At 32.6% G+C, this 24672-nt stretch carries 22 protein-coding genes; 9 read left to right on the forward strand and 13 right to left on the reverse strand.

The window, feature by feature from the left end:
• Nucleotides 1-194: 194 nt before the first annotated feature.
• A complete protein-coding gene (locus tag AB3G36_RS02170) occupies nucleotides 195-656 on the reverse strand; it encodes an Lrp/AsnC family transcriptional regulator (RefSeq protein WP_367755547.1) in 462 nt (153 codons plus the stop codon).
• A 153-nt stretch (nucleotides 657-809) separates the two neighbouring features.
• Between AB3G36_RS02170 and metE the strand changes: the two genes are divergently transcribed.
• Nucleotides 810-3134: a 5-methyltetrahydropteroyltriglutamate--homocysteine S-methyltransferase gene (gene metE / locus AB3G36_RS02175; protein WP_367755549.1), complete on the forward strand. Its 2325-nt coding sequence runs from the start codon at nucleotides 810-812 to the stop codon at nucleotides 3132-3134.
• A 46-nt stretch (nucleotides 3135-3180) separates the two neighbouring features.
• Here metE and AB3G36_RS02180 read toward each other — a convergent pair whose 3' ends face one another.
• From AB3G36_RS02180 to AB3G36_RS02210, 7 genes are all read right to left on the reverse strand, one after another.
• Nucleotides 3181-3681 (reverse strand): RDD family protein, encoded by a 501-nt coding sequence (locus AB3G36_RS02180; RefSeq protein ID WP_367755551.1) that lies wholly within the window; start codon nucleotides 3679-3681, stop codon nucleotides 3181-3183.
• 233 nt (nucleotides 3682-3914) lie between these two features.
• Complete coding sequence (locus AB3G36_RS02185; protein ID WP_367755553.1) at nucleotides 3915-4106, reverse strand: hypothetical protein; 192 nt, start codon at nucleotides 4104-4106, stop codon at nucleotides 3915-3917.
• 181 nt (nucleotides 4107-4287) lie between these two features.
• Entirely contained in the window at nucleotides 4288-5130 is an 843-nt protein-coding gene (dinD, locus tag AB3G36_RS02190) for a DNA damage-inducible protein D (protein ID WP_367755555.1), read from the reverse strand.
• Nucleotides 5131-5294: 164 nt separating this feature from the next.
• Nucleotides 5295-6692: a cyclodeaminase/cyclohydrolase family protein gene (locus AB3G36_RS02195; RefSeq protein ID WP_367755557.1), complete on the reverse strand. Its 1398-nt coding sequence runs from the start codon at nucleotides 6690-6692 to the stop codon at nucleotides 5295-5297.
• 198 nt (nucleotides 6693-6890) lie between these two features.
• Nucleotides 6891-9308, reverse strand: coding sequence for a ribonucleoside-diphosphate reductase subunit alpha (locus AB3G36_RS02200; RefSeq protein ID WP_367755559.1), 2418 nt, complete (start codon nucleotides 9306-9308; stop codon nucleotides 6891-6893).
• A 177-nt stretch (nucleotides 9309-9485) separates the two neighbouring features.
• Complete coding sequence (locus tag AB3G36_RS02205) at nucleotides 9486-10463, reverse strand: ribonucleotide-diphosphate reductase subunit beta (RefSeq protein WP_367755561.1); 978 nt, start codon at nucleotides 10461-10463, stop codon at nucleotides 9486-9488.
• 343 nt (nucleotides 10464-10806) lie between these two features.
• A complete protein-coding gene (locus AB3G36_RS02210; RefSeq protein ID WP_367755563.1) occupies nucleotides 10807-11373 on the reverse strand; it encodes a DUF3109 family protein in 567 nt (188 codons plus the stop codon).
• Nucleotides 11374-11663: 290 nt separating this feature from the next.
• On the opposite strand from AB3G36_RS02210, the gene AB3G36_RS02215 reads away from it, so the two are divergent.
• The 4 genes from AB3G36_RS02215 (at nucleotide 11664) to AB3G36_RS02230 (ending at nucleotide 14010) form a co-directional block, all read left to right on the forward strand.
• Nucleotides 11664-12245, forward strand: a complete 582-nt coding sequence (locus AB3G36_RS02215; RefSeq protein ID WP_367755565.1) for a MarC family protein — start codon at nucleotides 11664-11666, stop codon at nucleotides 12243-12245.
• A gap of 130 nt (nucleotides 12246-12375) precedes the next feature.
• Nucleotides 12376-12579: a hypothetical protein gene (locus AB3G36_RS02220; protein WP_367755567.1), complete on the forward strand. Its 204-nt coding sequence runs from the start codon at nucleotides 12376-12378 to the stop codon at nucleotides 12577-12579.
• 4 nt (nucleotides 12580-12583) lie between these two features.
• On the forward strand, nucleotides 12584-13189 hold the full coding sequence (locus AB3G36_RS02225) for an FAD-dependent oxidoreductase (RefSeq protein ID WP_367755570.1): 606 nt from the start codon (nucleotides 12584-12586) through the stop codon (nucleotides 13187-13189).
• 137 nt (nucleotides 13190-13326) lie between these two features.
• Nucleotides 13327-14010 carry a lysophospholipid acyltransferase family protein gene (locus AB3G36_RS02230; protein ID WP_367755572.1) on the forward strand — a complete coding sequence of 228 codons (684 nt, stop codon included), beginning with the start codon at nucleotides 13327-13329 and terminating at the stop codon, nucleotides 14008-14010.
• A 17-nt stretch (nucleotides 14011-14027) separates the two neighbouring features.
• Here AB3G36_RS02230 and AB3G36_RS02235 read toward each other — a convergent pair whose 3' ends face one another.
• The 4 genes from AB3G36_RS02235 to AB3G36_RS02250 are packed head-to-tail and all read right to left on the reverse strand — an operon-like array spanning nucleotide 14028 to nucleotide 17505.
• A complete protein-coding gene (locus AB3G36_RS02235; protein WP_367757871.1) occupies nucleotides 14028-14858 on the reverse strand; it encodes an alpha/beta hydrolase in 831 nt (276 codons plus the stop codon).
• Nucleotides 14859-14906: 48 nt separating this feature from the next.
• Entirely contained in the window at nucleotides 14907-16475 is a 1569-nt protein-coding gene (locus AB3G36_RS02240; protein WP_367755574.1) for a S41 family peptidase, read from the reverse strand.
• Nucleotides 16476-16907, reverse strand: coding sequence for a cytidine/deoxycytidylate deaminase family protein (locus AB3G36_RS02245; RefSeq protein WP_367757873.1), 432 nt, complete (start codon nucleotides 16905-16907; stop codon nucleotides 16476-16478).
• A 4-nt stretch (nucleotides 16908-16911) separates the two neighbouring features.
• Entirely contained in the window at nucleotides 16912-17505 is a 594-nt protein-coding gene (locus tag AB3G36_RS02250) for a HupE/UreJ family protein (RefSeq protein WP_367755576.1), read from the reverse strand.
• Between the two features lie 186 nt (nucleotides 17506-17691).
• On the opposite strand from AB3G36_RS02250, the gene AB3G36_RS02255 reads away from it, so the two are divergent.
• The gene (locus tag AB3G36_RS02255; RefSeq protein WP_367755578.1) at nucleotides 17692-18129 is read left to right on the forward strand and encodes a TerB family tellurite resistance protein; all 438 of its coding nucleotides are present in this window, start codon (nucleotides 17692-17694) and stop codon (nucleotides 18127-18129) included.
• Between the two features lie 46 nt (nucleotides 18130-18175).
• Here AB3G36_RS02255 and fbp read toward each other — a convergent pair whose 3' ends face one another.
• The gene (fbp, locus tag AB3G36_RS02260) at nucleotides 18176-19195 is read right to left on the reverse strand and encodes a class 1 fructose-bisphosphatase (protein ID WP_367755580.1); all 1020 of its coding nucleotides are present in this window, start codon (nucleotides 19193-19195) and stop codon (nucleotides 18176-18178) included.
• 168 nt (nucleotides 19196-19363) lie between these two features.
• Here fbp and AB3G36_RS02265 point away from each other — a divergent pair, with 168 nt between their 5' ends.
• The 3 genes from AB3G36_RS02265 (at nucleotide 19364) to AB3G36_RS02275 (ending at nucleotide 24646) form a co-directional block, all read left to right on the forward strand.
• A complete protein-coding gene (locus tag AB3G36_RS02265; protein WP_367755582.1) occupies nucleotides 19364-19843 on the forward strand; it encodes an N-acetyltransferase family protein in 480 nt (159 codons plus the stop codon).
• A 30-nt stretch (nucleotides 19844-19873) separates the two neighbouring features.
• On the forward strand, nucleotides 19874-21130 hold the full coding sequence (locus AB3G36_RS02270) for an aspartate kinase (protein WP_367755583.1): 1257 nt from the start codon (nucleotides 19874-19876) through the stop codon (nucleotides 21128-21130).
• 84 nt (nucleotides 21131-21214) lie between these two features.
• Nucleotides 21215-24646 carry a hypothetical protein gene (locus tag AB3G36_RS02275; protein WP_367755585.1) on the forward strand — a complete coding sequence of 1144 codons (3432 nt, stop codon included), beginning with the start codon at nucleotides 21215-21217 and terminating at the stop codon, nucleotides 24644-24646.
• Nucleotides 24647-24672 lie beyond the last annotated feature (26 nt).

Genomic DNA, 24672 nt, shown 5'->3' on the forward strand with positions numbered 1-24672 from the left:
TTTGGTTTTTACCAAATTGATGCTTCCAATGGTAATTTACTTAAAAACTACCAATTGTAATCGCTAGCCCCGATTGTAGCGGCATCCTCTAGTGTTAGCGAAAGCAGACACTAGAGATATAGCGAAAAGCGGGACCAATGTTGCTAAAACCAATAAACTGTCTGCTCCTAAAACGACAAAAAACGTTGTTGCTATTAAAAATTCAAGGCTGTACTATGCTTAATTTCCCCCATTACAAAAATAGTTTGGGTATTCCCTATATTGTCAATCGTGGACAATTTATTCATTACAAAGTCCTGATAACTTGCCATATCCTTGACTAATATTTTCAGCATAAAATCATAATCTCCAGCAATATTGTACGATTCTATGATTTCAGGAAGTGCAACAATATCTTTAACAAAATTGCTACCTACATTTCGAGCGTGCTCTTTTAATCGTACGTTACAAAAAACAATCATACCCAAATTCATTTTTTGTTTATCTAATAAAGCGACATATTTCATAATATATCCTTCCCTTTCCAATCTTTTTATACGCTCGTAAACTGGTGTTGCGGTTAAGAACAACTTACTCGCTAGGTCTTTTATGTTGATATTAGAGTCTTCTTGAAGGTGTTTTAGAATTTGTATGTCGGTTGCATCTAGATTTTCCATAGTGTTTTTTACTGCTAATGTTATTTATTTAAATACTAAACGAAATTAAATACTGTATTTTTTACAATATACAGTTCATATTACTTAGTTAAAGGCCAAAATTAAGTATTTAACACTAAGCTTATACCTTTGTTTAGAAATAAATACTAAAAAATGAAAACAAACAATTTAGGTTATCCAAGAATAGGCAGCAACAGAGAATTAAAAAAAGCGAGTGAACTATACTGGTCTGGTAAAATCACAGCCGAAGAACTTATTTCTACAGGAAAAAACATCCGAAAAGAAAACTGGGCACTTCAATTTAATGCTGGAATTGATTTAATTCCGTCAAATGATTTCTCTTTTTACGATCAAGTACTTGATTTATCTCTAACGCTTGGCGTTATTCCCGAGCAGTATAAAGCTTTCGCAAAAGAGAATTCGGTTCTCGATTTATATTTTGCTATGGCAAGAGGTGCTCAAAAAGAAGGTCAAGATGTTGTAGCCATGGAAATGACCAAATGGTTTGATACTAATTACCATTATATTGTACCTGAATTTTCTAAAAATCAAGAATTCGAATTGTTTTCAGAAAAAATTATTGACGAATACAAAGAGGCAAAAGCAGCAGGATATCAGACTAAACCAGTAATTATAGGACCCGTTTCTTATTTACTTCTTGGAAAAGAAAAGCAAGAAGGTTTTCATAGAATTGACCTCATCAATAAACTACTTCCTGTTTATTTTGACATTTTACAAAAATTACAAGAGGAAAAAGTAGAATATGTTCAGTTTGACGAACCTTTTTTGGCTTTAAATCTAACAGATATTGAAAGAGCCACATTAGTGTATGTGTATACTAAAATCAATGAAAAATTCCCAAAAATCAAAATCATTCTTGCCAACTATTTTGATTGCTTCGGAGAAAATTTAGCAACTGCTTTATCCCTTCCAGTTCATACTTTTCATTTGGATTTAGTGCGTTGTTCATTACAATTAGACGATATTTTAGAATCTAATTTATTAGCAAAAACAACTTCGCTTTCACTAGGAGTTATTGACGGTAGAAACATTTGGAAAAATGATTTCAAAAAATCGTTAGCACTAATCCAGAAAGCTACGGATGCTCTTGGAACTGACCGTATTTTCATTGCTCCATCTTGTTCTTTAATTCATTCGCCATGTGACCTAGATTTAGAAACCAATGACGAAACGCTCACTCCAGAAATTAAACAATGGCTGGCTTTCGCCAAACAAAAAGTAGACGAGGTTGTTGTTCTAAGAAATTTAGCTTCGAACGAAATTACGGAAAATGACCAAGCTGTTTTTGAGGAAAATACATTGGCAAATAGCAACAGAAAAAAAGCAACAATCATTCACAATGAGGCTGTAAAAAACAGAGTTGCTAGTATTGTCGAAGAAGATTCGAGAAGAAAAAGCCCTTTTTCGGTGAGAAGACAACAACAAATTGACGCTTTACAATTACCGTTGTTCCCAACCACCACTATTGGTTCATTTCCACAAACTCCTGAAGTACGTAGCTGGAGAGCCAAATTTAAAAAAGGAGACTTATCCCAATTGGAATATGACGACCTTCTTCGAAAAGAAACCGAAGAAACCATCCGTTTTCAAGAAGAGTCTGGCATAGATGTTTTAGTACATGGTGAATTTGAGCGTAATGATATGGTGGAATATTTTGGAGAACAACTCGATGGATTTGCTTTTACCAAAAACGGTTGGGTTCAAAGCTACGGAAGTCGTTGCGTAAAACCACCTGTTATTTATGGTGATGTATCTCGTCCAAAACCTATGACAGTCAAATGGGCCGAGTTTGCACAATCCATAACACCTAAATGGGTTAAAGGAATGCTTACAGGACCCGTAACTATCTTGCAATGGTCATTTGTACGTAATGACCAACCAAGATCAGAAACCTGCACGCAAATTGCCTTAGCGATTCGTGATGAAGTGGTAGATCTAGAGCAAGCAGGAATCAAAATCATACAAATTGATGAACCAGCCATTAGAGAAGGATTACCATTGCGCAAAGAAGAATGGGCGGCCTATTTAGATTGGGCCGTAAAAGCTTTTAGAATTTCGGCAAGTGGTGTAAAAGATGACACTCAAATTCACACACATATGTGTTATAGTGAGTTCAATGATATCATTCAAAATATCGCCGATATGGATGCCGATGTAATCACTATAGAATGTTCCCGTTCCCAAATGGAATTACTAGACGCCTTTGCTTATTTCAAATACCCAAACGAGATTGGACCAGGAGTGTATGACATTCACTCACCACGTGTTCCCTCGAGTCAAGAAATGGTTCATTTATTAAAAAAAGCAGCTGCCGTGATACCTATTGATCAATTGTGGGTCAACCCAGACTGTGGTTTAAAAACCCGCCATTGGGATGAAACCAAAAAAGCATTGATCGAAATGGTTGCCGCAGCTAAAAAAATGCGAATTGCCGTTACCAATACCGCCACTATTTAATTGAAAGCAAAAACCCTAGTGTCTCATACGCACTAGGGTTTTTTGATTATTCGGCTCTACCAAATTCTTCTGGATGATTAAAGTACTGTATGCTTTTCGCTAATTTCCTTTTCTTAACTACATAAGTCCCCGAAAAGCGATCATGCCATCCCCAAGAAACGGATCCCAAGTAGGACAAGCCCTCAAAAGGGATAAAACGACAAATAGTTCGAATAAAAATCATATCGATTGTAGGCTTTAAACCATCACTTTTAACCACGATAGTTCTGGTAACTAATTTAGCTAGTGTTCTTGAGAAATAAACCTCGGTTAAAAAATAATAAAGAAACAGTATCAACATGCCATAGAATAGTATTGCGGTCCAACTCAGGGTTTCAACCCAATCAGAGATCGTAAATTTATTGGCAACATCGGCTATCAAAATAATGGATGTTCCCACGCTTAAAATAATGATATAAATGAAGAGTAAGTCGAGTAATAGATTCAATAAACGCTGCCCTTGACTAGCAAGCAAATGATCTGTAATTGTAAATGTTTTATTTTTCATAATTGCTTTTTTTAAGAATTTAAAAAAGAATTTCAATAAACCATAACCTACTCAAATATAGTGAATTATTCTTAAAATATTAATCAGATTATTCACAATTATGAAGTATAATTAAATCTATTTTATAAAAAATAAAATACAGGCAGAACAAAAAAAGCTACCTAAAAAGGCAGCTCCGTATTTTAATATATGACCCTCGATCTAGCAAAAGCCAACACGAGTTAGTCTTCAATTTATTTTTTAAACACATCCATGAAAAAACTGTCGGCAATAAAAAGACGATTGCATTCTATAAAAAAGGCTAAAATAAATATCTCGATATTACTGGCTTGTTTTGAATACACAATTAATTCATTGGTACAAGTAGCATAAAATAAACGTATCATTTTTTTACTTAGCTCCTTAGTTTTTTCAATTGCGCTCATAATTCTGTCATTTGATATTACAAATATACCTCCTATGTAGCTCAATCATTTTATAGAATTATTTGTTAGTTTTATATAATTATACCTCACAAAAAGAACGGTTTAGCTTTTTGAGTTGCAAGTAAAACCAATCAACTCCAAATAAAAAGCAGCTATCAAAATTGATAGCTGCTTTTTTTAATTAAGTTAGTTTATCAGGGTTTTTACTTATTCCTTTAATTTCTGAATTAACTCGTCGCTCCAATTTTTTTATATCTTCCTCTGGAGGAAGATTTTCAGGAACAATCTTTCTTTCTAATAACAGTTTTCGAACGCCTAAGTTATTTTTAACATGCTCCGTAGAAATATTTTTTTCAGAAGACAAACCTTTGTCTTTTGTATTAAACACAGTAATTTCAGTTGCAAAATCTTTTGCTTTTATGACGATTGTTGAAAGAAAATCTGCCAAAGGCCTACTATCAGGAACTCCAAGCTTTTTCTTCATTTGGGAAGTGTTTTTCCCTCCAAACAACGCCTGATCTCCTTTACTTCTTATTATTCCAAAATTTTTATCGTTTCCAGTTTTTTCAAAAATAAGTTCTGATAATTCCTTTTCAGATAAAGTTAATTTCTGTCTCGCATTAAGTCGTTCCCAGTCATCTATTCTTTTGGCGATTAACTCAAATTTTCTTGTTTGAACGGCAAAATAGTTTTGAGCAAATGCAATTTGTTCTTTTCTTGGATCTCCATTTTGAGCAATCAAATAACACGCATAACGAGTTAGCATTATATCATCAATTTCTCGCTCTGTTCCTGAGCCAATAACGACCATTTTGTTGACGTCAACAAAATGGTCTAATATCAGATTATCAGAGACTTCACACGAAATCTTTGCTTTAGAAATTACTTTAGTAAAATTTCGCCATTCAGCATACCCTAAAAGATGTTGAATATCTCTAGCAAACCAAAATTCAATTCCACTTTCGGTTTTTTGAGAGTGATCTTCAAAATCATTAGTCAAACTTCTTATTAACTCGTTTTTCATATTCGATATGATTTTTATTTGCAAATATCTAACTAAATTCTTTCAACGTTATTCTTCAAATACCAAGACAATATTATTCTCTCAACATATTGAACATTCTTAATGTTGTTAAAAAACATCATTAAATTCTATTTAACCCTCATCATAAACTCCTAATACTCTTTTTAAAAATCTAATAAACCTAATTCTTCAAGTCTAATTGCCATTGTTTCAACCGATACATTAAATATCTCAGATATAGATTTAAAATACTGATTATTATAAGCTTCAACTTTAGCTAATTTTCTTGACAATCCTCTTAAATTCTTACATTCTATTCTAAGGGCATAAGGGCCTTTTTTCACTAGATTAAATGCTGTATTTTCATCTATAATAAATTTATCCGTTAAAAATATTTCTTTAAATATCGCTATAACTTGTTTTTTTGGCATTAGAAAATATGATGCAAATTTATCAGCCTGATACTCTTCAATATTTCGATTCGTTTTAGATCCATCAATAGGCAAATCACGATGTAACACCATCTTTTTATGTAATAAGGCATGACCTAATTCATGTGCAAATGTAAAATTCTGAACTTCTTTTTTAACTTTACACGATATTAGAACAATTTTATTGCGCTGATCAATTATACCTGCAACTTGAATTTTAGAATTTTCGGAAGCTGTATCAATTTCATCTTTTACATAGCAGTTATACGACAATCCTTTTCTAAAAATGTATTCTGGTTTTAAAATATCAATTGGATGTAAGGAACTATTTTTACCCCAAATAGTCATTCGATATTTCCAAATTACGTTTTGTAATGCGACTGAATAAATTTCAATATCTTCATCAGACAAATACCTCTTCCCTTTATATTCATAAATTAAAGAATTAATATCTTTAATTAATTCCAAATTCTCTTTCACTTCATTTTCAAGAATTACAAGTTTTGCAGTAACCAACAAATCTAATTCTTTAAATTTTAATTTTAGGGGATTAGTTTCCTCTAACTTTTGTTCAATCCATAAATGATCGTTAACACGGAAAGACTTTAGATTTAATTGTATAATTGACAAACAACTAGAAAGCCCTGAAAACGCAGCACTTAATGCGACATGTGAATCCCCCCTAACTGCCTGAAATCCATTATCAAATACAAAAGCTGCCATTTTCCCGAGTTCAGCACACAGTTTGGCGATTTCTAAAGGAATATTAACCGCTACTTTTAACTCCTCTAACGCTTTGATTGATAATTTGTTATGGAGATAAGTATCAGTACGAAAAGCCCTATCTCTTTCTTTACGAGAATTAATGGTTCTTTCAAAATGATCAGAATCTTGCTGAAATAGCCTACATAAATTTGGATAAATATGTGATTCTATACGTTCATTCATTTGTGTTAAAGCTGGAAAAAATGGAGCGTATTTTTCTTTTCCTTTTGTTAAACTAATTACCGTGATAAGCAATTTTGCAGATAACATTCCTTGAAATGCTGCAGCACTTCCTGATCCTGGAATTTCCTTTCCTGAACCAAATTGTTCTAATAGATCTCCTGTTATAACTTGTAATAATTCCATTTTTATAGATTATGATTTTATAATGCTATACTAGTTTTAAAACTATTTAGCACATATGTGTATATATTTGTACTTGATTTTACTTGTTAAATAAAGAGTTGATTGCCAAAAAAAGCAGTTACTACTACAATAACTGCTTCAATTGAATTTTATCGAATAGATAAAATATTACCTGCTTTTTATTCTATTTCGTAAAACTTAAGAACCACACATTTCACAATCGTCTGGACCTGCATTTTTAGCTAGTTCAATCATTGCTCTGTATTCCTCGGCACTCATGGCCGCTGGTTCTACTGCTTCCACTGCAATTGCAACTTCTTGCTCTTTAATTTCTATTGGTTCTGTTTTTTTATCATTGTTCAATGTAAATTTAATCGCATCCACCGCAGCTTTTGTTCTTAAATAATACATTCCTGTTTTCAATCCAGATTGCCATGCATAGAAATGCATAGAAGTCAATTTAGAATAGTTAGCATTTTGCATAAACAAGTTCAATGATTGAGATTGATCTACAAAATAACCACGTTGACGTGACATATCTATAATATCTTTCATTGACATTTCCCAAACAGTTTTATACAGTTCTTTCAAATCTTGCGGAATGTTTAAGTCCTGAACTGAACCGTTATTACGCATTAATTCTTGTTTCAACGTTTCGTTCCATAAACCACGCTCTACTAAGTCATGTAACAAATGTTTGTTCACTACAATAAATTCACCCGAAAGTACACGTCTAGTATAAATGTTAGAAGTATAAGGCTCGAATGCTTCATTGTTACCTAAGATTTGTGAAGTAGAAGCTGTTGGCATAGGCGCCACCAATAAAGAGTTACGAACTCCGTGTTCTACCACTTCTTTTCTTAAAGAACCCCAATCCCAACGACCAGACAATTCTTCATCTTTCATTCCCCACAAATTGTGTTGGAATTCTCCTTGAGAAATTGGTGACCCTTTGAAAGTAGAATACGGTCCTTCTTCTTTGGCCATTTCCATTGAAGCGGTTACAGCAGCAAAGTATAAAGTTTCAAAAATTTCTTGGTTTAGTTTTTTAGCCTCATCAGATGTAAAAGGCAAACGCAACATAATAAAAGCATCCGCTAATCCTTGTACTCCAAGACCAATTGGTCTATGACGCATATTAGAGTTTTTAGCCTCTTCAACAGGATAATAATTTCTATCAATTACCTTATTCAAGTTTCTAGTTACCCGTTTGGTTACTTTGTATAAAGCATCGTGATCAAATTTTCCATTCTCAACAAACATAGGTAATGAAAGTGAAGCTAGGTTACAAACCGCTACCTCATCTGGAGAGGTGTACTCCATAATCTCCGTACACAAGTTAGACGAACGAATCGTTCCTAAATTCTTTTGGTTTGATTTACGATTAGCTGCATCTTTATATAACATGTATGGCGTTCCAGTCTCGATTTGAGATTCTAGAATTTTCTCCCACAATTCATGCGCTTTGATCGTTTTTCTACCTTTACCTGCTTTTTCATAATCCGTGTACATTTTTTCAAATTCCTCACCATACACATCATACAATCCTGGACATTCGTTTGGACACATTAAAGTCCAGTTTCCATCTTCTTGTACACGCTTCATGAATAAATCTGAAGTCCACATCGCAAAGAATAAATCTCTAGCACGCATTTCTTCTTTTCCAGTATTCTTTTTCAAGTCTAAGAAGTCAAAGATATCCGCATGCCACGTTTCGATATAAATAGCAAAACTTCCTTTACGTTTCCCTCCACCTTGATCTACGTAACGTGCTGTATCATTAAACACACGTAACATAGGAACAATCCCGTTTGACGTTCCGTTAGTACCACGTATATAAGAACCTGTCGCACGAACATTATGAATAGAAAGACCTACTCCACCTGCTGATTGAGAAATTTTTGCCGTTTGTTTCAACGTATCATAAATTCCATCAATACTATCATCTTGCATAGCCAAAAGGAAACAAGAAGACATTTGTGGTTTTGGAGTTCCTGAATTAAACAACGTTGGCGTAGCATGTGTAAAGAACTTTTTAGACATTAAGTCGTAGGTTTCTAAAACAGAATCTAAATCATCCAAGTGAATCCCCACAGAAACACGCATCAACATATGTTGTGGTCGCTCTACAATTTTCCCGTTTATTTTAAGCAAATAAGAACGCTCTAATGTTTTGAAACCAAAATAATCGTAGTTAAAATCTCTATTGTATATAATATGTGAATTTAAAAATTCAGCATTTTCTTGAATTACTTTATGTACTTCTTCTGATAACAATGGTGCTTTTTGACCATTTCTTGGATTAACATAATGAAACATTTCGTTCATCGTTTCTGAGAACGATTTGTTGGTATTCGAATGTAAATTTGAAATGGCAATTCGAGCCGCTAATTGAGCATAATCAGGGTGTGCGATAGTCATTGACGCTGCTGTTTCAGCTGCCAAATTATCCAGTTCTGATGTCGAAACCCCATCGTAAAGTCCTTCAATAACACGCATTGCCACTTTCACAGCATCTACCAAATCATTTAAACCATAGCATAGCTTTTTAATTCTATCCGTGATTTTGTCAAACATTACTGGTTCTTTGTGACCATCTCTTTTAATTACATACATAAGCTCAATTGTTTTTTAAAAAATAGAAAATCCCTTTTCTATTTTTTGGGTATTTGTTAATTTTTTTTGGGAAGCTAATCCCGCTCTCATTCCTATCTTTGTGTTTTTTAAAGAAAAAACACAAAGGATATTCCCTTCCATCGGGGCTAGTGCCACCGGTAACCTAAAAGCTAATTTCTAAAAATCAGCGTCAAAAGATATTTTTTGAGCATCACCATCCGTGTTCATCACACCTGATTTTTGATATTCAGCCACTTTCTTTTCGAAGAAATTGGTTTTCCCTTGCAACGAAATCATATCCATGAAATCAAAAGGATTTGTAGTATTGTATTCTCTTTCACAACCTAATTCCACCAATAATCTATCAGCCACAAACTCTAAATATTGAGTCATCAATAAGGCATTCATCCCTATCAAACTCACAGGAAGTGATTCCGTAATAAATTCTCTTTCGATGTTCAGCGCATCTACAATAATACTTCTAATTCTTTCTTTTGGCACTTTATTCACCAAGTGATGGTTGTGTAAATGCACTGCAAAATCACAATGAACTCCTTCGTCACGAGAAATCAACTCATTAGAAAAAGTTAATCCAGGCATTAATCCACGTTTTTTTAACCAGTAGATAGAACAAAATGCTCCCGAGAAGAAAATCCCTTCTACCGCTGCAAAAGCAATTAATCGTTCTGCAAATGAATCCGATTCAATCCATTGTAAAGCCCAATCTGCTTTTTTCTTAATCGCAGGGAAAACTTCTAATGCATTAAACAATTCATCTTTCTCAGCTTCATCTTTTACATAAGTATCAATTAATAAAGAATACGTTTCACTATGAATATTCTCCATCATGATTTGAAAACCATAAAAGAATTTTGCTTCCGCATATTGTACTTCGTTTACAAAATTTTCAGCTAAATTTTCATTTACGATACCATCTGAAGCAGCAAAAAAAGCTAAGATATGTTTTACAAAATAACGCTCGTCATCAGAAAGTTTATTATTCCAGTCATTTAAGTCTTGTGATAAATCTATTTCTTCAGCTGTCCAAAAACTAGCTTCCATACTTTTATAAAATTCCCATATATCATGGTGCTTGATAGGAAAGATTACGAAACGATTTTTATTCTCTTGTAATATTGGTTCAATTTGCGACATTGTAGTTGTTTATTTTTTGAAAATTTATGTATTCCGTGGATTACAAAGATTGGAAAATATTGCCATTATTAAAAGCCAAACTTATCCACAATCGGCACTAGTTTTTAACAAACATAAAAATTAGGATTCTTTTTTGACGTAAATACAATTGGCTGAAAAACAGTATTTTAAAAATTTAAAAGTGTCGTTAAGCACCGTAATACATAGGATTTTTAAAATCCAAATACAATGATTTAACAATGTTTTTTTGTTAAATTTTTTCCTTCCAAATAAAAATTAATGGACAATTTGTTTCGGATAATCGAATCGAAAACAAAATACTTTAATCTAAGATGCAAATGAATTAAAGTTTCATCTCAAGAGCCACTTTTTCAAGCTCTAAATACCAATCCTCACCAAATTTTCGAACTAAAGCCTCTTTTACAAATTTATAAACAGGTACTTCAAGCTCTTGACCTAGTGAACAGGCTGGATCACAAATATCCCATTTGTCATAATTAACAGCGGCAAATTCAGTGAAATCTTTTACACGTATTGGATATAAATGACAAGAAACAGGTTTTTTCCAGTCAATTATTCCTTGATTGTAGGCTTGTTCAATACCACAAAGTGCCGTTTTGCCATCAAAAATAACATAAGCACAATCTTTATTGTCAATCAGTGGCGTTTCAAGATCACCATCTGTTCCTTTTACCCAAACTCCTTGTGCCTCAATAGCTTCAATTCCTTGTTTACGAAGAAATGGTTTTACTTTTGGATAGATTTCTTCCAGAATTTTTGTCTCCTCTAAACTTAGTGGTGCACCAGCATCTCCATCTACACAACAAGCGCCCTTACAAGCAGACAAATTGCAAACAAAATCTTTACTTAATATATCTTCTGAGACGATGGTTTTTCCTAACTGAAACATGCTTTTTTTTTATAACTATTGAGAATGCAAAGGTAGCATTAAAGTAATCAAGTTGCAAAGGAAAGCGTCATAACCAATAAAACCACTGCGGTTTAAACCACTATTATTAAAGACCATAAATAAACCCGTACAGCAACTCTGTTTTTTATTTAGGAACAATTTCTTTTTTTAACACAAATAGTTCATTTTTAATCAATTTACATCAAAAAAAGAGCGAGAAATAGCTATCTCCGTAAAGCATTTAAAAATCAAAAATAATTGTACTTTTGTGCCCATAAAAAATTAAAAAAATGTTTGAGTTAAGCTGGAAAGAAATTGCAACTGTTGGAATGGTATTGTTTGCCGTAATTGATATTTTAGGAAGCATTCCTATTATTGTTGATTTACGTACTAAAGTAGGGCATATCCAGTCTGAGAAAGCCACTATTGTAGCCATGATCATTATGATTCTATTTCTTTTTGCTGGAGAAGAATTGCTAAACATAATTGGAATTGATGTCAATTCATTTGCAGTGGCTGGTTCTTTTGTATTATTTTTTCTAGCTTTAGAAATGATTTTGGGCATTCGTTTATATAAGGACGAAGAGGAATCTACAACTGCTTCAATCGTTCCCATTGCCTTCCCATTAATTGCTGGCGCTGGAACCATGACCACTTTGTTATCCTTAAAATCTCAATACCATACAATCAACATCATTATTGCCATTTTACTCAATATGATTGTCGTTTACCTTGTATTAAAATCATCTTCAAAAATTGAAGAAATGCTTGGAAAATCAGGTTTAGGAGTTATTAGAAAGGTTTTTGGTGTTGTATTACTCGCAATTGCTGTTAAATTATTCGGCGCTAATGTTAAAGGTTTGTTTGTATAATATTTTTTTTTATAAATTTACCCCCTAATGTACTCTGTAAATATAATCTGATTTTTAAGAGACCGACATTTCAAAAAAAATAACACTCTCAATATTTTTTATATTTCAGAACAGAAAAAAAAACAATCTTATGAAAATCTTTACTAACATATTAGTGTTTCTAGCATTGGCACTTATTGTTTTCAATATTACTTTGTTAGACTTCAAACACCCGTTTCAAGGAGATAGTGTAGTTGCTTTTATAGGAATTGCAGCTTCATTTTGTGCCGTATTAATTCTTTTAATTTTTAGAATGTCTAAAAAAATAGAGGAAAAAATGAACGATAAGCTATAAATACATGTTCGACGTATTAATTATTGGCGGAGGCGTTTCTGGAATATCCTGTGCACTTGTCTTGGGCTCATCAAAAAACAAATCCTTTGTAATTGACAAGAAAATTGGGGTAATCACTCATCAAAAAGCTTCTTCACTTCAAGATGCTCTTTTTAACAATGCCTACGGAATTGCTCCAGGTACATTGGGCTCCACTATATTACAAGAAAGCACGCAACATTTATCTGAAGCGTATCCACATATAAATCAAATACCAAACGAAAAAGTCCTTAAAATCGAAGGGGATTATCCCGAGTTCACTATTACTACAAATAAAGACACCTATACAAGTAAAATTGTTGTTATTGGTATAGGATCCGCAAATACGTTTGCTATTGAAGGATTAATGCAATATGTAGAACCACACCGAAAAGCACTACCCGAAAAACAACGAATCCAGCTACAAAATTCAGATCATAAAGTGGCTGATGGGATTTATGTCATTGGAACTTTAGCTGGATGGAGAAGTCAACTAGCTATTGCTGCAGGAAGCGGTGCTGCTGTTGCTACAGACATTCTTACTTTATGGAATAACGGGACCCAAACTCACGCGCACGACAGCATTAGATAAATAGAAATTAGCATATTAGAAAATTAATAGTAGATTTACCTTTTTTATAAATCCACTCTATGTTTTCATTTCTACTTGGCCTACTCAGACTTCTCGTTTTTATCCTATACATTTCCTTTTTTTCATTAACCTTTTATTTGGCAAGTTTTTTTTGGAGCAAAAAAACAACAAATCGGAATGCGCTAATCCTACGTGATTTTATTATAAAAACAACAAATCAAATTTTAGGAATCCGCACTATTGTTTATGGCGAGTTACCACAAATTCAAGGGTTAATTGTAGCCAATCACCGTTCTTATTTTGATCCAATAGTAATTGTAAGTCATATTCATGCATATCCCGTAGGCAAAAAAGAAGTAGCGTCATGGCCACTTATAGGTTATCTCTGTAAAATATCAGGAGTGATTTTTGTCGAAAGAGCGTGTCAAGACAGCAGACAGAAAACGTGTGACATGATCAAGAAAACACTAAATGAAGGATCTTCAATAATTAATTTCCCAGAAGGTACAACTGATATTTCACCTACCACATTACCCTTTAATTATGGATCTTTTAAGACAGCTACTCAAATAAAAGCCGCTATTATTCCTGTTGCAATAGACTATAAAGTACAATCGGACGCCTTTGTAAATGACGACACTTTTATCCCACATTTTTTAAAATGTTTTGGAAAACAAACTACCGAAATAAAAATAACCTACTTCCCTCCAATCTATTCCGATGATGCTGATTTTTTATTAAACACCTCAAAAGAAATGATAGACAAAGAACTTATTCGCTTTAGAAAAGATTGGGATTGGGATAGCGAAAATAAAAACTGATTAAAAAAGATTCTCTCTTATTTATTATGTTCCAAAATTTCCTTTGTAATCGTATTTACTTCTTTGATCAATAAAGGAAAAGCAGGCTCAGCCATGGCACCATGATTGAACCCTTCGAGCTTGTATAAAGTAGTCCGCTTATGACCTGCGATCTTCATCATACGCCACATATAGGCATTTTCTTCATAACGCCCCAACATTTCTAATTCAGGATCACCCGTAATAAGTACTAAGGGTGGCGCATCGGCACGAACAAAATAAAGAGGTGCATATTCATCTATTAAAGGCTGAATATCATTCATCCCTTTTTCTTTACGAATGGTAAAATGGGTAATGGTATGCCCACTAAAAGGAATGTTTCCTGCTATTTTATTGGCGTCAATGCCATACTTACTTAAATACTTTTTATCAAGACCTACCATCATAGTAAGATAACCGCCAGCCGAATGCCCCGATAAAAAAATTAAATTCGGATTCCCTCCATAATTACTAATATGTTGAAAAGCCCACGCTATCGCCGCAGCAGCATCCTCAATATACACTGGTGCTTTCACTTTGGGTGAAAACCTATAGCCTACCCCTATTACTGCGAAACCTTTTTCTAATAATGCAGTTGGTATTTCTTTATGTCCTCCAGTAAGTCCTCCTCCATGAAACCAAACCACTGTAGCGAAATTGCTCGTTTTTTTAGGATAATAAATATCCAAAGTACATTGAGAGTCTATATATTTATCACTTTTACTTAGTGAATCTGAATAATAATGAATGTCTTTTTCTAACGAATATTGTTGTTGTGCAATTCCCGAAAAAGTCGATAATAGTACCAGTAAAAAAAAGAGTTTCTTCATCATTATTTTTAAAATTAAAATCTTAACCTATCACAAATTGAGATGTATTTATTTTAAGACTGCTTTTATCATTGCGTCTTCTTTTAAAATCACCTCATAATAACTGCTCTCTCCATAAAACTGTCTAGCTAGTTCGGCTGTAAGGTATCGCTTCACAATCGCCTTGTTTTTGACAAATTTTATATCCAATCCATTTTTGGAAAGAAACTTTTGGAAAGCATTAAAATACAAATCGGTTTCGTTCATTTTTGCAACAAATTGCTCTAAAGACAATCCTTTAAAAACAGTACGGTTTTTGTCTAATTGTTCGAAAACAAAATTTCCAACAATTCCAGATTGCATGAGATAAACAGTGTTCTCATTTCCGTGTTCTAAAGCAATAGGAACAAAAACATCAGGAACAATCCCTCCGCCACCATAAACTAGTTTCCCTTTTGGCGTTTTGAATTTAAGACTATCCACTACTTTAATACTGTCTTTCTCGTACAATTCCCCATTAGCAAATCGAGATTCCGACTCCTTAAAATAGGATTCATTCCCTTTTGTATACGGTTTTTGTATAGAGCGACCAGTGGGGGTATAATATCTAGCAACAGTTAATCTAACTGCCGAACCATCGTCAAAATCCATTTCACGCTGTACTAATCCTTTCCCAAAAGAACGACGTCCCACAATAGTTCCTCGGTCATTATCTTGAATAGCACCCGCTAAAATCTCACTTGCTGAAGCACTATTCTCATTAATTAAAACAAAAACATTTCCAGTTTCAAAGTCTCCTTTTTTTGTTGCATAGGTTTTATCAACCTTCCCTTTTTTATTTTTGGTGAAAACAATTAACTCTTTATCTTTCAATAATTCATCAGCAATTTCAATGGCTTCTTCCATGTATCCACCACCATTATCCCTAAGATCAATAACCAATGTTTGAGCACCTTCTTTTTTCAATTTCAACAAACCAACTTTAAATTCCTCATAAGTGGTTTCTGCAAATCGGTTTATTTTTATATATCCTGTTTTGGCATTTAGTAATAATGAAACATCCACACTTTTTAAAGGAATGACATCTCGGATAATATTTAATTTTAATTTTTTATGCTCCGATTTTCTATAAATAGTGAGCGATACTTCCGAGCCTTTCTCTCCTTTTAAATAAGAATATAAACTATCACTAGGTAATTTACGACCAAATAATTTTGTCTTATCGGCATATAAAATTCGGTCACCCGCTTTGATTCCCGCTTTTGCCGAAGGGCCATTTTCAACTGGTTTTATTATCGCTACTGAATCATTATACATGTAAAAATTAACGCCAATTCCCACAAAATTACCTTTCATGTTTTCTACAACTTGCGCTTGCTCACTTGGCGGAACATATACAGAATGTGGATCTAGTTGTCCTAAAATATTATCAACTGTAATATTCACAATTGAATCCGTATTTACATCATCAACGTACTCATTATCAATAAAATCAATTAATTTATTGAGTTTGTTTTTAGAACTACTTTTTGCTACTAGAAAATCATCATTGGAATTATTAAAATACTTACCAAGAACGATCCCCAACGACAGCGTTGCACAAATAATTATAGGCAAATATATTTTATTGATGTTCATTTATTCTTCTAATAATGGAATATGCTCGACTATCACACCCGCTTTCTTTAAAAATTGGATTCCAGAATCATCTCGATATCCTTTGTGATACACTACCCTTTTTATTCCTGATTGATGTATCAACTTACTACATTCTTTACAGGGCGAAAGTGTTATATACAACGTTGCGCCTTCACAGGATTGAGTAGATCTAGCCACTTTCAGTATAGCATTGGCTTCAGCATGTAAAACATCCCAACGGGTTAATCCCTCTTCATCTTCACAACAATTTTCAAAACCAGAAGGAGTTCCATTATATCCATCCGATATTATCATTCGATCCCGAACAATTATAGCCCCAACTTGCTTGCGCTTACAGTAGGATAGAAGCCCCCATTCAGTTGCAATTCTGAGATAGGCTTTATCGTACTTATTTAACTTTTTATCTTCCATTTTATTATCTAAACCAAATTTCATTTTCAATAATCATAGGCAATACTACCCCTATTATAAATGCTGACATCACCAATGTCCAATCTCTTTTAGAAAACCTAAAAATGGTTTGAACAATATATGACAAAACTAAAACAATAAAAACAACTATAATTTGTGCCGCCTCAATACCTAAAGCAAATTCTCCTAATGGTAATAATTTAGAGGTTGCCGTTCCGCCAAGAATGGATTTAAAATAATTTGAAAATCCCAAACCATGAACAATCCCAAAGAACAGTACAATAAAAAACACCAAATTAATACTTTCTTTTTTATTCGACTTACCAGCTGTAAAAAGGTTAAATAGCGCTGTTACTAATATGGTTATAGGAATTAACAATTCCACAACGTTTACTTTAATAGCAATAATTCCAAATACAGAAAGAATCAAGGCCATAGTATGCCCAATTGTAAAAAGGGAAACTAAGAGTATAATTCTTTTCCAATCTTTAAAAGAGAACGGAACCGCCAAAGCGATTAAAAATAAAACATGATCATAGGAATGTATATCTAAAACGTGTTTTAATCCTATTTGAAAATAAATCCAAAATTCTGACATAGGTTTTTTTATTAAATTGATAAAGGGGTTGTAAACTTACGATTTATTTTGAAAATGTTGGATTTGAAATCCCAATTCCAAGAATAATATTATAATTAAAACTAAGGTTGTTAAAGAAAAATTAAAAAGAAAATTAATAATTTAAAAATTGAATTATCTTTGTCGAATATAAATAAAAAATTAACTATGTCATTTTCAGATTTATTTGATAACGAATTCAAACAAAGAAACAAAGGTCACTTTGCTTCTATAGTAAGATTAGCATTAGCTGATGGTGTTTTTGCTCCAGAAGAAAAAGAGTTTCTAGACAAATTAGCCATAAGACTTGAAATATCTGCAGCAGAATACGAAGAAATTTTAGAGAACCCAACAAAATACCCAATCAATCCTCCCTATTTAAACTCTCAAAGAATTGAGCGTTTATTTGATTTGGCTCGAATTGTAAACGTTGATCACCATTTAGGTGACAACCAAGAAGTGATGCTAGAAAAACTTAGTTTAGGTATTGGATTCACACCCGAAAACGTAAAAGCTGTTGTTGCAACTGCACTTTCATTAGCAGATGAAAAAGCAGATTTAGATACTTTCATACTAGAAATAGAGAAAGCGGAAAAAATGAACTAATTATATAAAAAAAGCTTCCGAAATTTCGGAAGCTTTTTTTATATTTTTAATACTTACTCAATTTGGCTTCAAGCATAAACTCTTCTGCTTTTTCAACCATATTGTAACTTCCACAAAAGAAAGGCACTCTTTCATGTAATTCTGTTGGTTCAATTTCCATTATTCTTCCAAAACCATCAGACGCTTTTCCTCCAGCTTGTTCAACAATAAAAGCCATTGGATTACACTCATAGAGTAATCTTAATTTTCCTTTTGGAGCTTTAGAGCTCGTTGGGTAAATATAAATACCTCCTTTGATCATATTCCTATGAATATCCGAAACCAAACTTCCTATATAGCGAGAAGTATAAGGTCTGTCTCCTTCTTCTGATTGACAATATTTGAGGTAGTTTTTCACCCCTTGTGGAAAATGAATGTAATTTCCCTCATTGATGGAATAGATATTTCCATCTTCAGAAAACTTCATATCAGGATGTGATAAGTAAAACGTCCCAATAGCGGGATTTAAGGTAAAACCATTTACTCCATGACCTGTAGTATAAACGATCATCGTTGATGTTCCATAAATCACATAACCTGCAGCAACTTGATTTGTACCAGGTTGCAAAAAATCTTCTAAAGTAACAGGTGATCCTATAGGAGTTATTCTTCTATAAACCGAAAAAATAGTTCCAACAGAAACATTTACATCTATATTAGAAGAGCCATCTAATGGATCCATGAGCACAACGTATTTATTGTTATGACTATGATCACTTCCTTCAACTGTTATAAATTCATCATTTTCTTCAGAAGCAATACCACAAACAATTTCCCTATTGATTAAAGTTTGAATAAAAACTTCATTGGCATATACATCTAATTTTTGCTGATCTTCTCCTTGAATATTTTGTTCTCCAGCTGCCCCAATAATATCAACCAGACCTGCTTTATTAACTTTGTAATTGACAACCTTGGCTGCCAAACGAATGGAATTGATAATCCTTGATAATTCACCTGACGAATATTGAAAGGCATTTTGGTTTTCAATGATGAATTCTCCTAGTGTTGTGTTGCGTTCTTTCATTACGAAATCGTTGTAGTTTTTTTGAAGTCACAAATATCGTTTTTTTTGTGAAAATGAATTGAATAAAATTTAGTTAGTTTGCGTCTATTGTATATTTGTGTAAAAAAAAGAAAAAACAAGTCTTTAAAAAGCTTTATTTTTAGCAAATAACCTAAAAAATAAGAATTCATGAAAATTAGAAGAGGAAAATCAGAAGATATGGTTGCGGTACTTGACCTTATTCAAGAATTAGCTATTTTTGAAAAAGAACCAGATGCGGTTTTAATAACTGCTGAAGATTTAGTAAGAGATGGTTTTGGTGCTAATCCCTTATTTCATGTTTTTGTAGCCGAAGTAGATTCGGAAATAGTAGGTATTGCTCTTTACTATTATCGCTATTCTACATGGAAAGGAAAAACACTTCATCTAGAAGATTTAGTGGTAAAGGATAAAATGCGCGGAACAGGATTAGGCTACGCATTATATTCTGAAATTATAAAACAAGGAAAAAAAGATAACGTTCGTAGAATTGAATGGAATGTTCTTGACTGGAATACACCAGCAATAGATTTTTATGAAAAATCAGGCGCTAAAGTATTAAGAGATTGGGATAATGTCCAAATGGATGAAGAAGGAATTAATGACTTTCTAGAAAACAAGTTAAAATAAAGTATAAGATTACATTTTTTAAAAATTATTATGAGAGTATTCAAATTTGGTGGAGCTTCTGTAAAAGATGCTGAGGGAATTAAAAATGTTTATGACGTTTTACAAAAAGTAGGTTACGAGGATGTTTTATTAGTAGTATCTGCAATGGGAAAAACTACTAATGCCCTTGAAATGGTTATCAAAAACTATTTTGATAAATCGGCTGAATTACAATCTTCTGTTCAAGAAGTAAAAAAATATCATAATCAAATCTTATTGGATTTATTTGAGGATGATAAAAATAATGTGTTTGAAGCTGTAAAATTACAATTTTCTGATTTAGAATTTTTCTTATCTCATAATAAATCACCTAATTACAACTTTGTTTATGACCAAATTGTAAGTTATGGTGAATTGATTTCTACTACCATTTTGAGTCATTTCATGAATTTCATGGGTATAAAAACGCAGTGGATAGATGTTCGAAATTTTATAAAAACAGATTCGAATTACAGAGATGCCGAGGTAGATTGGGAATTGACACAAAAAAATATTTCGAAAAATGTAAAAAGAAAAATTTTAAACATTACTCAAGGATTTTTGGGATCAGATGACAACAACTTCACAACAACATTAGGTCGTGAAGGGTCTGATTATACTGCTGCCATTTTTGCTTATTGCCTAAATGCTGAAAGTGTTACCATCTGGAAAGATGTTCCTGGTGTAATGAATGCGGATCCAAGGTATTTTGAAAATGCCAGTTTATTAAACCAGATATCGTATCGTGAAGCGATTGAGTTAGCCTTTTATGGAGCAACCGTTATTCACCCAAAAACATTACAGCCTTTACAAAAAAAGGAAATTCCATTATATGTAAAATCATTTATCAATCCTTTACTAAAAGGAACAAGTGTTTCGAAAGGAGTTGCGTTAGAACCTTATCTGCCTTGTTTTATTGTAAAAAGAAACCAATTGTTAATTTCTCTTTCTTCAATTGATTTCTCTTTTATCATGGAAGAAAACATTAGTGAGATTTTTGCTTTATTCCATCAATTTAAACTTAAAGTCAATTTGATTCAAAATTCAGCTATTAGCTTTTCTGTATGTGTTGAAGATAAGTTTGATAACTTTACAGAAATGAATGCCATATTATCCAAGAAATTCAAAGTTGACTTTAGCCAAAACGTTACTTTATATACCATTAGACATTTTAACGATGCTGCTGCACAAACAGTAGAACAAGGAAAAAAAGTAATTTTGAAGCAAGTCAGTACGGAGACGATGCAAATTGTAACTAGCGAAAATTAAATATCATTTCTTTTGCGCTGTCTTTTTACAAGACGAAAATTATATAGAATACACTACTTTTGACATATAGACGTTATTCTCTTTATGTTAAAAAAAGCACTGCTAATACTAATGATTATTTGTTTTTCTGGGATTTATGCCCAGGAAAACAAATCATTATATCAAAGCAAAAAAATTGCGACATCTAAGGATACCATCCATATAGAAAACGAAAGTCTAAACTCCAGTTTTCTAAAACTACTGAATGCAAATAATCAACTCATTGATTCTACATCTTACAAAGTAGATTTCAAAAAAGGAACACTAATTTTAAATGAGGAAATCTACAATAAGTCAGATTCTGTCACTGTATATTATTTAAAATACCCAGAATTTCTAACCAAAGTATACCAGATTTACGATTCCAGCAGATTGGTAAGTACTGATATTGATTCGGAAAAACAGTATAGAATTGATCCAACTCCTATTCAAGAAAACGTGCCGTTTGATGGATTAAGTACATCCGGAAGTATTACGCGTGGCGTTATTATAGGAAACAATCAGAATACTGTTTTAAATTCAAATTTAGATTTACAAATTACAGGAAAAATATCCGAAAAAGTAAATTTAAGAGCTTCACTTCAAGACAGCAACATCCCTTTACAAGATGGGGGTTATTCTCAAAAATTAGATCAGTTTGACAATGTTTTCATGGAACTATATAGTGATAAATGGAATATAAGAGCTGGTGATGTATTTCTAGAAAATCATAAATCTCAATTCCTTAATTTCAATAAAAAAGTACAGGGACTTTCGACAAATTTTGAATTTGGAAGTGACGAAAACAAAACTAATATTTTCACATCAGTAGCGCTTGTTAAAGGGCAATATGCCAAAAGTAATTTTATTGGTATTGAAGGAAACCAAGGTCCGTACAAATTGAAGGGTCAAAACGGTGAGCTGTATGTGTTGGTTGTATCGGGTTCGGAAAGAGTTTATGTCAATGGAACTTTGCTGAAAAGAGGAGAAAACAACGATTACACCATTGACTACAATGCCGGAGAAATAATCTTCACCCCTCTTTTTACAATAACTTCCGAGATGCGAATTGCAATCGAATATCAATATTCTGATAGGAATTACACTCGCTTTGTGACTTATGCTGGAGCTACTCATGAAAATAAAAACTGGACTTTTGGCAGTTATATCTATTCTGAGAATGATATAAAAAACCAACCTCTACAACAAAATTTATCTACAGAACAAGCGCAAATATTAGTAAATTCTGGTGACAATACTAGTTTAATGGTAGCTCCTTCTGCATATGTGGATAGCTATTCGAATAATAAAGTTCTCTATGCAAAAAAAATAGTAAATACAATTGAAATTTTTGAATACTCTACTAATTCAGAAGATGAATTATTCAATGTTCGATTTAGTTCAGTGGGCATAAATAAAGGAAATTATGTCTTAAAAGACGCATCTAACCTCAGTCGAATTTATGAATATGTTCCTCCAATAAATACTATTCCTCAAGGTGATTATGAGCCCATCATTCAACTAGTGGCACCTACTAAAATTCAAGTAACAACATTTTTAGGAAAATATAATCCTTCTGAAAAAACTTTAGTTGATTTTGAACTTGGAATTAGCAACAACGATCTAAATTTATTCTCAACTATTGATGACTCGAATAACCAAGGTATAAGTGCTAAAATAAAAACGAAGCAACGTCTTTTTTCAAAAAAATGGACAATAGATGCATTTGCAAATTATCAATTCACTCAGAAAAATTTTAAAACTGTCGAGCGCATTTACACCATAGAATTTGACAGAGACTGGAATCTAGGCGGATCAACTATAGGAAATCAAAGTTTATTGGTCACGGGGTTAAATTTTAATTTAAGTCCAAATAATAAAAATCAAAGCAACGGCATTATCAATTATCAATTTGAAAAACTGGATTTCTCAGATAGTTTTTCAGGAAATAGAAATCTTCTAAAGGGTCAGTTTCAGCTTAAAAACTGGAGCTTTCAAAACCAAAGTAGTTACTTAAAAAGTGATGCAATAACTAATACTTCAAAATTCATTAGAAGTCAATCTCAGGTACGCTACCATTTTGATAAAAACTGGATTGGAAGTAGCCAACGTTTAGAAGACAACCAAGAAAAAAACAAATCAACAAATCAATTTACATCATTAAGCCAAAAATTTTCTGAATACGGTTTTTTTGCAGGACATGGTGACAGCACCGCAGTCTATGTTCAATTCGGTTTTCTAAATCGGGTGAATGATAGTATTCAAAATAATCAATTGCAAAGAGTAAACAGCTCAAAAACATATTATTTGAAATCTAAATTAATTCAAACCAACAAAAGTGATTTGTCAATTTATGCCAACTATAGAGTTTTGGATTATAACGAAGAATCCAAAAAAAGTGAGCCTTCCTTAAATTCACGCATCCTGTATAATGACCGCTTTTTTAATCAATTAATTCAAAGTACCAGCTCGTACGAAACGAATTCTGGCACACTTCCCCAACAAGAATTCACTTACTTAGAAGTTCCTGCTGGGCAAGGAGTCTATACATGGAATGATTACAATAATAACAATATTCAAGAATTACAAGAGTTTGAAATTGCCGCCTTTATTGATCAAGCAAAATACATTCGGGTTTATTTACCAAATAGAGTTTATATAAAAACACATCAAACTAAGTTTTCACAATCCTTGATATTAAATCCAAATCAATGGCAAAATGAGGATAACTTTAAACGAATACTCTCTTATTTTTATAATCAAACTTCTTATCTCATCGATCGAAAAACAAAAAATGTAGGAGATAATTTCGAATTTAATCCATTTAAATCTTCACAAGAAAATGTGTTGGGTCTGAGTTCGAGTTTCAGAAATAGTTTGTTTTACAATCGAGGAAAACAACAGCATTCCGTAACCTATACCTATCTTCAAAATCAAACAAAAAATCTACTTTCAATTGGATCACAACAATCCAAGAACAATTCTCATCAAATCCAATATTCCCATTTATACCAAAAAAGTTGGTTGTTTAGTACATTTGCAAAAACAATAAAAACTTCAATACTATCCGAAAACTTTTCTGAAAAAAATTATACCATTACCGGATATCAGCTGGCTCCTAAAATCAGTTATTTATTTTCCAAAAATACAAGTTGGGATATATTCTATGAATTACAAAACAAAGAAAACACCATTGGAAATTTAGAAACTTTAAATCAAAATCGTTTTGGAACATCTTTTTCTTATGCCAATGATAAAAAAATCACGATGAATGGGGAAGTTTCCTTTTATCAAAATAAATTTACTGGTAATGAATTCTCCTCAGTAGGTTTTCAAATGCTCGAAGGACTACAAACAGGGCAAAATATTACTTGGAGATTACTCTTACAAAAAAACATAACAGAGTTCCTTGATATTAACTTGAATTACCAAGGAAGAAAGAGTGAGTCTAGTCCAGCAATACATACTGGAAACATTCAACTGAGAGCCTACTTTTAAATTAATTGGCTTAATTATTGTGATTT

The sequence above is a fragment of the Flavobacterium sp. WC2430 genome (assembly GCF_040822075.1).
Classification (GTDB): domain Bacteria; phylum Bacteroidota; class Bacteroidia; order Flavobacteriales; family Flavobacteriaceae; genus Flavobacterium.